Genomic DNA, 10,904 nt, shown 5'->3' with positions numbered 1-10,904 from the left:
ATGCGGTTGGCTCGCGCCTCCAGCTCGCCGTACGTCCATACCGCCTCTCCGCTTACGAGTGCCGGCTGCTCCGGCGTTCGTGCAGCCTGCTGTTCGAACAGCCCATGTACCGTCGCTTCCGCAGGCAGCTCCATCGCCGTATCGTTGAATGTCACCAGCAGCTCTTCCCGCTCTTCGGCCGTCAGCAGTTCCAGCTTGTCTACCGCCATGTTCGGGGTGGACACGATCTGCTCTACCATCCGCATCCAGTGACCTTGCAATCGCTCCATTGTGCCTTGCTCGTACACCAGTCCGTTGTAATCGAAATGAATGTGCAGCTCTTCTCCCGGCTGAATCATCACATTCAGGTCATAATTCGTTTGTTCGTCCGCCTGAACCCCTGTAATTTCCAGTCCGCTTGCATCCGCAGACGCTTCTGCCTGCGCAGTTTGCATCGGATAGTTCTCGAACACAAGAATATGGTCGAACAGTTCTCTCGTTCCGGCGCACTGCGCCTGGATCTCATGCAGCGGATAGTAGGCGTACCCTTGCGAGGCCAGCGCCTTCGCCTGCATGCGGCGCAGCAGATCCGCAACCGTCTCCTGTCCCTCGCACGTTACCCGGACAGGCAGCGTATTGATGAACAGTCCGATCATCCCTTCCACGCCGGGCAGGTCTGCCGGTCTGCCCGACACGACGCCGCCAAATACCGCATCCCTGCTGCCGCTGTAGGCGTGCAGCACCAGTCCCCATGCCGTTTGCAGCAGCGTGCTCACCGTTACGCCGTACGCAGTAGCCACCAGTGCGATGGCTTTGCTCTGCTCCCGAGGGACGATCCAGCTCACGCGTTTCGCTTCATAGCCTTGCGCCTGACGCTGCTGCTTCGGCAGCGCAGACAGCGCTTCGCTGCCCTCCAACTGCTCCTTCCAGTAGCTTCGTGCCGAATTCCCATCCTGTTCGGACAGCCAGCGGATATAGTCGCTGTACGGGCGGACGCTGCGTAACGGCGCCTCTTCTCCGGCGCGCAAGGCGTTGTATATCCCCAACACTTCTTCCATGACCAGCGGCAAGCACCAGCCGTCCATCAACAGGTGATGGAAGCTCCATAACACCTCGTGGGTTTGCTCTCCTGTGCGGAGCACCGACACACGCATCAGGCTCTCCGACGCTACCACAAAGCCTCGCTTCCGGTCGTCCGACTTCCACCGCGCTATGCTAGCTGCCTGCTCGCCCGCGTCGTACATCGACAGATCGCGATAGGCGATTGTAAACGGCCGCTTCCGGTACACGACTTGCAGCGGCTCATTTCGCCACTCACTGTCGATGCTCGTTCGCAGCACCGCATGCCGCTGTACGACGGCTTGCCAGCTTTGTTCAAATGCTGCCGGCTGCAGCTCGCCTTGCAGGGTCAGATGGATCTGATTCACGTAGGCGCCGGCTTGCGGATCCAGGCGGCTGTGGAACAGCATCCCTTGCTGCATCGGCGTCAGCGCGTACACATCTTCGATCTCACCTAACGCTTCGCTCCGCTGCATGAGCGTATCCAGCTCTTCTTGCGTAAAGCCAGGCTGCAGTAAATCGCTTGGCGTCAGTTCCGTTCTCTCCTGCGCGACACAATGGGCCAGCAGCTCTTGCAAGCTGATCTGCAACTCGTGCGCGAACCGCTCCATCGTCGCTTGGCGGTACTGCTCCGCGCTGTAGCTGATGTGCAGACGAAGCACTCCTTCCGCGATCATTCCGTTGCATTCCAGTGCCGCCGCACGCTGTCTTCTGCCACTTATCGCCTCGCCCGTAGAAAGCGGCGAGATTCGCAGCGAACTGTGCTCCAAATCCTGATCGAACTGTCCCAAATAGTTGAACGAAATATCTGGATCGCACGCCCACTCCGCCTCATCCGACGCGGACATGTAGCGCAGAAGACCGTAGCCGATCCCTTTTTGCGGAATCGCACGCAGCGTTTCCTTCACGCGCTTGATCCGCTGCGGCAGGCTCATCTCCGGCTCGATCTCCAGCACCACCGGGTACGCACTCGTAAACCAGCCGACCGTTCGGCTTACATCCACATCCGCCGCGATCGGTTCTCGGCCGTGGCCTTCCAGCAAGACCGCCACGCGTTCGAGTCCGCTCCACGCTTGAACCGCCATCGCCAGTGCGGTCAGCAACAGATCGTTGACCTCCGTCCCGTAGGCCCGATGTACTTCTTTCAACAATTGCTGCGTCTGTGCCTGCGACCACTCCACCGTCAGCGTCCGGCTGGCGGCCAGCGTTGACACGCCTTGCTCATCATCTTTGGGCAGAGGCACTACGCCCTTCTCTACAATCGATTGCCAGTAAGCACACTGAGCCTCCATTGCTGGACTTGCCGCATAAGCGTCAAGCTGCCGCGACCACGTTTGAAACGAGTCCGTTTTCAGCGGCAGCCGAATGTCCTGTCCTTGCGCCGCTTGTTCGTAAGCTGACGCGATATCCTCAAAAAGGATGCGCCAGGAGACTCCGTCGACGACCCAATGATGAATCGCGATCAGCAAATGATCCCCGTCCAGGCACTGGAACAAGCCCAGTTTCAGGAGCGGACCGGCGCCCAGCGAGAAGCTAGCCTGCAGCTTGTCGGCCTCCGTCTCGACCCGCTGGCTCCAATCCTCTTCGCCACGGAAGTCAAATACGTCCAGACTGTAGCCTTCGCCGTCTTCTACGCTGCGGTTCCAAGCAATGTAGCCGTCTTCCGTCTGCGTGACAATCATCCGCAGCGCGTCGTGATGCCTAGCGATGCGCTGCATCGTCAGGCGCAGCGCCCCGATGTCGAACCGGTCTTCCCGGTGCAGCATAACCGCGTGGTTGAAATGATGCATATCCACGGGATCATGCTGCACAAACCAGCGCTGGATCGGCGTAAGCGGCACTGGACCATGCACCTCTTCTTGTTCCGCACGGCGAGTGACCGCCGTCATCTGGGAGCTAAGCTCGGAGACGACCGGATAGCGGAACAGGTCTTTCATCTCGACCTTATACCCAGCTTGCAATAGCCGCGAAGCGACTTGAATCGCTTTGATCGAATCGCCGCCAAGCTCGAAGAAATGATCTAGGACGCCAATCTTCTCTACGCCTAATACCGACTGCCAGACAGACACGAGCGCTTTTTCCTCGCCCGTGCGCGGGGCGACATATTCCGTCCCCGCACTCATGCCTGCTACCGGCTCAGGCAGCGCTTTGCGGTCCACTTTCCCGTTGGGCGTCAGCGGCATCTGCGCAAGCTGCACGAAGTACGACGGGATCATGTAACCTGGCAGCTTTTGCGACAAAGTGTTTCGGAGTTCATCGGCTTCTAGATCACGTGTCGCTTTGATGTACGCACACAGCGTCTTCCGACCGGTTTCGTCCTCGCGGGCGATGACCACCGCTTCCTGAACGTCCATTACGCGAAGAAGCTGCGCTTCGATTTCTCCAAGCTCAATACGGTAACCGCGGATTTTCACCTGATCGTCCATGCGACCTGCATACTCTATTGTTCCATCCGGAAGCCAGCGGGCCAAATCGCCTGTTCGGTATAACCGCTCGCCCGCTGCAAACGGATGCTCCACAAACTTCGCCGCTGTTAACTCCGGGTTGTTCAAGTATTCGCGTGCCAGTCCACTGCCGCCGGTATACAACTCTCCAATCACGCCAATAGGCAATATCTCTTTGGCTCTGCCCAGCACGTATACTTGCGTGTTGCTGATCGGACGACCGATCGGAATCGACGTGCGCTCCACATCCGACATCCGGATTTCATGGCAGCACGTAAACGTTGTGTTTTCCGTCGGGCCGTAACCGTTGATCAACCGTAATTCGCTGAATCGCTCCAACACTTTTTTTGCATGCGGCCTCGAAACAACGTCACCGCCAACCAGCAGCTGCTTCACCCCGTTCAAACCTTCCAACTGCTCTTCCACCATCACATGAAACAAGCCAGCCGTTAGCCACAAAATACTGACGTGATGCTGCTGAATCGCCTGCACCCAGTCCGTTAGCGACAATTTACCGGGCGGCAAAATCGCCAGAACCGCACCATTCAGCAAGCTGCCCCATATCTCAAACGTCGCAGCGTCAAAGGAAATCGTCGAGCCCTGCAAAAATACGTCTTGTTCGCTAATGTCCACATAATCCGATGACGAAACAAGTCTGACAACTCCGCGATGCGTCACGGATACCCCTTTAGGCGTTCCTGTTGAACCCGACGTGTAGATGATGTACGCCAGATCGTCGGCCATTGCCGCCACTGCCAAGTTCGCACTGTTCGCGAAGTATTCTTCTGCGCCAGACAACGGCTCCTCTTCCAGTTCCACCTTGATTCCCGCAAAAGAAGCCCTCTCCTTCAAATGCTTCTGAATCAGCAGCACCTGCGCCCCGGAATCCTCTAACATATAGGAGATGCGTTCCTGAGGATATTCGGGATCGATCGGCACATACGCTCCACCTGCTTTTAGGATCGCCAGTATGCCCACAATCATCTCCAGCGAGCGTTCAGCCATGATGCCTATCGATTGCTCACGCTGCGTCCCTTGCGCCTGCAATCTTCTCGCCAAGCGGTTCGCCCGCTCGTTCAACTCTCGGTACGTCAGCTGCCTATTTTCAAATACCACAGCTACCGCATCCGGGGTCCATGCAGCCTGCCGTTCGAACAGCGCATGTACTGTTGCTTCCGCCGGAAGCTCCACCGCCGTATCGTTGAATGTCACCAGCAGTTCTCCCCGCTCTTCAGCCGTCAGCACCTCGATGCTTCCCAGCACCGCTTGCGGATGACGAACCGTTTGACGAAGCAGCTCGGTGAAGTGACCCGCCCAGCGCTCGATCGTCGTCCGTTCGAACAGTTTGGACGCATATTCCAGGGAGCATCGCATCCCCTGCTCGTGCTCGCTGACCGACAGCGTCAAGTCGAATTTCGCTGCTCCGCTCTCGATCGGATACGGCGTCCATTGCAGACCCGCCAATTCCAATTCGGCTTGCTCGGTGTTTTGCAGCACCAGCATGGCATCAAACAACGGGCTTCGACTCATATCCCGCTGCTTCACAACCTGCTCCACCAGTTCCTCGAACGGGTAGTCCCCATGCTCAAATGCGCCTAGCGCCGTCTGCTTCACTTCCTCCAAGTAAGCCGAGAACGGCTTTTCTCTGGATGGGTTCATCCGCAGCGCCAGCGTATTGACAAACATGCCTAGCATCCCTTGCAGATCCGCATGGGAACGTCCGGCGATCGACGTACCGACGATCACTTCTTCTTGACCGCTTAACCGCCCGAGCAGGGCGCTGTACGCGGCCAGCAGCACCATGTACACGGTCGCGCCGTTTTCCCTCGCCAGCTCTCTGACCGCTTCCGCCAGCACGCTGTCCAGCTCAAATTCGACCCGATCTCCCTCGAAGCTGCGCACCGCAGGTCGCGGAGCATCCGTCGGCAAGCTCAGCACCGGCAGCTCGCCTGCAAACTCTTCAAACTGGCTTAGCCAGTAGCTTTCCATCTTCCGGTAGGCCGCACTTTGCCGGTAGCCTTGCTGCCAGAGCGCATAATCTTTGTATTGCAAACGCAGCGGTTCCAATTCTTCTCCCGCATACAGCTTCGTCAATTCCTGCACCAAAATGTTCATCGAGGTGCCGTCCGAAATAATATGGTGCATATCGAACAACAGCACGTGATCCGTTTCGTCCAGCCGTACCACCGTCGTCCGCAGCAGCGGCGCAACGCCAAGTTCAAACGGACGGAGGAAGCTATGAATGAAAGCCTGCGCCTCGGCTCCTCTCGCCTCCTCGTACGCGACGGTGAAGTCCGGAGCCTCTACGATGCGCTGCATCGGCTCTCCGTCTACCGCCGCAAACGCTGTGCGCAGCGATTCATGGCGGGCGATGAGCGCCTGGAGGGCGGCTTCCAGCCGCTGACGATCCAGCGTTCCCGTCAGGCGCAGCGCAGCAGGCATGTTGTAGCTCAACTCGGCGCCCTCCAGCTGCTGCAGCACATACAGCCGTTTTTGCGCGGACGACAGTGGATACGCCGCCTGCGCCGGGGCAGGCACGAGCGCTTCAAATGCGCGGCCCTCCGCCGCCTCCAGTGCAGCCGCCAAGCTTTCAATCGTTGGCGAGAGGAATAATTGCCGCAGCGGCACCTCCGCCTCCAGCGCCTGATGAATGCGCGATACGAGCGTCATCGCTCGGAGCGAATGGCCCCCGATGTCGAAGAAGTTATCGCGGATGCCGACACGTTCCAGCCCCAGCACCTCTTGCCATAGCTGCGCCAGCTTTGCTTCCGTCGCTGTGCGCGGTGCTGCATACTCTGTTCCCGTTCGCAGCGTCCCTTCTGGCGTGGGCAGCGCTTTGCGGTCGATTTTGCCGTTATTCGTCAGCGGCAGCTCTTCCAGCTGCACGACATACGCCGGAATCATGTAGTCCGGCAAGTTCAATCGCAAGGCTTCGCGCAGTTCGGCGAATGTAAATTCGCGTTCGCCTGCTACATACGCGCACAACTCATGATTGCCACGCTCATCGGGCAGCGCGATGACGGCCGCCTCTCGAATTCCTTCCAACGCTAACAGTCTGGTTTCGATCTCGCCCGGTTCGATCCGGTATCCTCTTATTTTCACCTGATGATCGATACGGCCCAAATACTCCAGGTTGCCATCGGCCAGCCAGCGGGCCCGATCCCCGGTTCGATACATTCTGGTTCCTTCCAGCCATGGATTGGCCAGGAACTTCTCCTGCGTCCAGCCCGGCTGATGCAAGTAGCCTCGGCCGACACAAGCGCCGCCGATATACAGCTCACCCGCTACGCCGATCGGCTGCAGCTGTCCGAGCCCGTCCAAAATGTACACGGACGAATTGCTGATCGGCTTGCCGATCGGCGGCAGCGCCAGCATCGGCTCTTGCGGTCTGATCGTGTACGTGGTTGCTACATGCGTCTCCGAAGGGCCGTAATGATTGTGAAGCGTGACGCCCTGCTCCTGCAAGTAGCGCTGCAGCGCCGAACCGACAATCAGCGCCTCTCCGGCCGTAATCAGATGCTGCACACACGTTGGCCAACTCGCTTCGTAGGTCGGATCGTTCCACACGAATTTGACGAACGACGATGGCAGCAGCAAGGTTGAAATGCCTCGTTCCTCCACATAGCGGAAGAGCGCAGTCGGATTTTGACGCATATCCTCCTCGATCACATGCAGCGTTCCGCCCGCCAGCAAGGTAGAAAAAATCTCCTGATAGCTCACATCAAAGCTGTACGACGCATACTGCAGCACCTGTTTGTCAAATGGAATGGACGCATGCTCGTATTGATGCATGATCAAGTTTACAAGGTTGCCATGTTCCAACATAACGCCTTTCGGTTTCCCCGTCGTACCCGACGTATAGATGACGTAGAGCAATCGGCTGCTCTCCGTATCCAGCTCGTAGGAGCCGCTATCAAGGCTATTAGAGTTATTAGAGTTATTAGAGTTATTAGAGTTATTAGAACTATTAGAACTATCAGAGCTATCAGAGCTATCACGGCTCCACGCACTTTGCTCGCTAGCCGCAAGAAGCTCTTCGACAATGAGCGTCTTGCCCTCATATCCAAGGCCTTCGCACGTTGGAGCGGATGGGGCATCCGCCAGCAGGCAAGCCACCTTCGAGTCTTCCAGCATGTACGCTATGCGCTCCGCCGGATAGGAAGGGTCGACTGGAAGGAAAGCCGCGCCGGCTTTCAAAATGCCCAGCAAACCAATCATCATGTGGGCGGAACGTCCCGCCATCAGCCCGACAATACTGTCGCTGCCGATCTGTTCCTGGCGCAGGACAGCGGCAAGGCGATCCGACAACCGATCCAGTTCTTCGTAGGTAAGCCTTGTATCGGCACATACGAGCGCAACAGCTTCCGGTGTTGCCTTCGTCTGCTTACGGAACAACTGATGCACTGTGGCATCCGGCGTTTTCTGTGCAGGCCCATCCATCCAGCCTTGGAGCGTCATCCGATCCTGTTCGTTCAGCAAGCTTGCTTTGCCGAGCGTGACATCCGGGTCAGCGGCCATATGCTGCAGCAGCGTGATGAAATGATCTTTCCACCGTGAGATCGTATCCACCTCGAAGAGCGCTGTCGCGTACTCCAGGCTGCCGTGCAGTTCCTGTCCCTCCTCGTGAATAAATAGCGACAAGTCGAATTTCGATGTCGGGTTTTCCAAATCGTACGGTGTAATGTCGACATCGGCCATCTGCAGTTCGGATCGGTTCATATTTTGCAGCACGAACATCGCATCGAAAATCGGATTGCGGCTCACATCCCGATGCCGTACGACTTGATCCACCAGTTCTTCAAACGGGTACTCCGCATGCTCAAACGCCGTTAAAGCCAGTTGCTTCATTTCTTCCAAATAGCTTCGGAATGTTTTGTCAGCGGAAGGCATCGAGCGGATGGCTAAGGTGTTGACGAACATGCCGAGCATGCCAGACAGGTCGGCATGCGGCCGGCCGGCATGCGGCGTTCCCACAATAATCTCGTCCTGACCTGCCAATTTGCCCAGGAACATGCTGTAAGCAGCGAGCAGTACCATAAATAATGTAGTTTCTGTGTCTTGCGCCAGCTGCTTGATGCTGGCCGTCAATTCTGCATCGATCGTGAAATCCATTCGGCTGCCCACGAAGCTTTGGATCGACGGACGGGCGAAATCGGCCGGCAGCTGAAGAACCGGAAGCTCACCGCCAAGCTGCTGCAGCCAGTACTCTTTTTGTTGGACATACGTATTTATATGACGGTTTTCCGCCAGCCACACAGCATAATCCTTATAATGAAGCGATACGGGCTCGAGACGATCGCCAGCATACAGCCTTGTCACCTCTTCAATCAAAATGCCCATGGAAGTTCCGTCGGAAATAATATGATGCATGTCAAACAGGAGCAGATGCTGCGTATCGGTCAGCTTGGTCAGCTGAACGCGCAGCAGCGGTGCCTGGCTCAGATCGAAAGGACGAATAAACTCCCGGATGAGGTCTTCCGCTCTCCTGTCCCCGGCTTCCCGATAAGGCAAATCGAACGCGACCTCGGCGCTAATTCGTTGGACAGGCTCGCCATCCACCACATCAAACCCGGTTCGCAGCACCTCGTGGCGGGCGATAAGCTCCCGGCAAGCCTGTTCCAATCGTGCAAAGTCCACGCGTCCATGGAATAACAAGGCTGCAGGCATGCTATAGCTTAATTCTGCACCTTCAAACTGCTGCAAAATGTACATCCGTTTCTGCGCCGAGGACACCGGGAAGTAGTCCCTTGCTCCGGCCTGCGGAATGACGGCATATTCCAGCTGCTCCAGCTCAGAGATCGCCTGCGCCATCTCTTCGACTGTCGGATAAAAGAACACGTTTCTTAGGGGCAGGCTCACGCTCATTTCCTTATTCACTCTGCTTACAAGCGTCATCGCTCGGAGCGAATGGCCCCCGATGTCAAAGAAGTTATCGCGAATGCCGACACGCTCCAGCCCCAGTACCTCTTGCCATAGCTGCGCCAGCTTCGCTTCCGTTACCGTGCGCGGCGCTGCATACTCCGTTCCCGTCTGCAGTTCCCCTTCCGGCGCAGGCAGCGCCTTGCGATCCAATTTCCCGTTTGGCGTGAGCGGCATCCTCTCCAAGCGAATGAAGTGCGAGGGGATCATGTAGGTCGGAAGGTTCGCCGACAACTTGCTCCGCATCGCCTGCGCCGTTAGCTCGCTGCTGCCTGTTACATAGGCGCACAGTTCCTGCGTTCCCCCGGCGACAACCGTCACGACCGCTTCGTTTACGCCTTCAATTCGTAGCAAATGCGCTTCGATCTCGCCCAGTTCGATCCGGTAACCGCGGATCTTCACCTGATGGTCGATCCGTCCAAGATGCTCCAATCTGCCATCTGGCAGCCAGCGGGCCAAATCGCCCGTCCGGTAGATCCGCTCTCCCGAGAGAAACGGATGATCGACAAACTTCTCCTTGGTCAGATCTTCGCGCGCCCAGTATCCGCGAGCGACTCCGGCGCCTCCAAGACACAGCTCGCCTACGGCTCCGATCGGCTGCAGCTGCAGCGCTTCGTTCAGCACGTACGCCTGCGTGTTCGCCAGCGGACGGCCGATGCTGACTTTTCCTCCTTCGCTATCCTCCAGATGTTCAAACGTAGACCACACCGTCGTCTCCGTCGGGCCGTACATATTGTACAGCGACGCATTCGTTTGCGCCCGAAGCTGCTTCAGCAGCGCCGCAGGCAGCGGCTCGCCGCCGATTAACAGAGCTGGTATACGACGCAGTTGCACTGCGCTGTGCTCCTGCTCCAGCATCATTGACAGCCTCGAAGGCGTCGTCTGCATCAGCTGTACCGGATGTTCCGCCAGCAAATCGCCCAGCAGCGCAGGATCCTGAAGCTCCGCTTCGCTGGCGAGAACGATCTGCATCCCGCAGCTGAGCGGTACCCAGCTCTCGGTCACGAAGATGTCGAAGGACACTGTTGTGACCGAGAGGATCGACGCAGACGGCGCAAACGGCAGCGAGCTCACCATCCCTGCGATAAAGTTCACGACGTTCCGGTGCTCCACCACCACGCCTTTGGGCTTGCCGGTGGTGCCGGATGTGTAGATCACATACGCGCTGTTCATCGGCGTTGTCGGTACATCCGACTGTACATCCATTGGTTCTGTGGAGGCCGACGAATAGATTTCCAGTTCTTCCGCGGAGGCAAACCTCACCATGGCGGAACAGTTCTTCTGCCCTTCGGCATCCGTGGCGGTCAAGCGTTCCTTCTTCCCTTCGGAAACCGCAGCAGCTATCTCCGTAACGGCTGAGCGTTCCTCATCCAAGCACAGGACATGCCGCAGCGGCGTTTCTTCCCAGTCCGCCACCTTTTCTGTCTGCATCCCTTCGCTCAGCAGGATACGGATACCGGCATCCTGGATCATTCCCTCGATGCGCGCTTCTGGCAGCGCTGG

Annotated in this window: 1 protein-coding gene; it reads right to left on the bottom strand. The window is 57.6% G+C overall.

The window, feature by feature from the left end; genetic code table 11:
- The coding region (locus BLS15_RS28305) for a non-ribosomal peptide synthetase (protein WP_254777421.1) at positions 1-10,904 on the bottom strand (10,904 nt) is incomplete at both ends.

This window comes from Paenibacillus sp. cl6col, from assembly GCF_900102125.1.
In the GTDB taxonomy this organism is placed as follows: domain Bacteria; phylum Bacillota; class Bacilli; order Paenibacillales; family Paenibacillaceae; genus Paenibacillus_B; species Paenibacillus_B suaedae.
The sequence above is the reverse complement of the archived record's forward strand: the minus strand, read 5'-3'. Positions and strand labels throughout refer to the sequence as shown.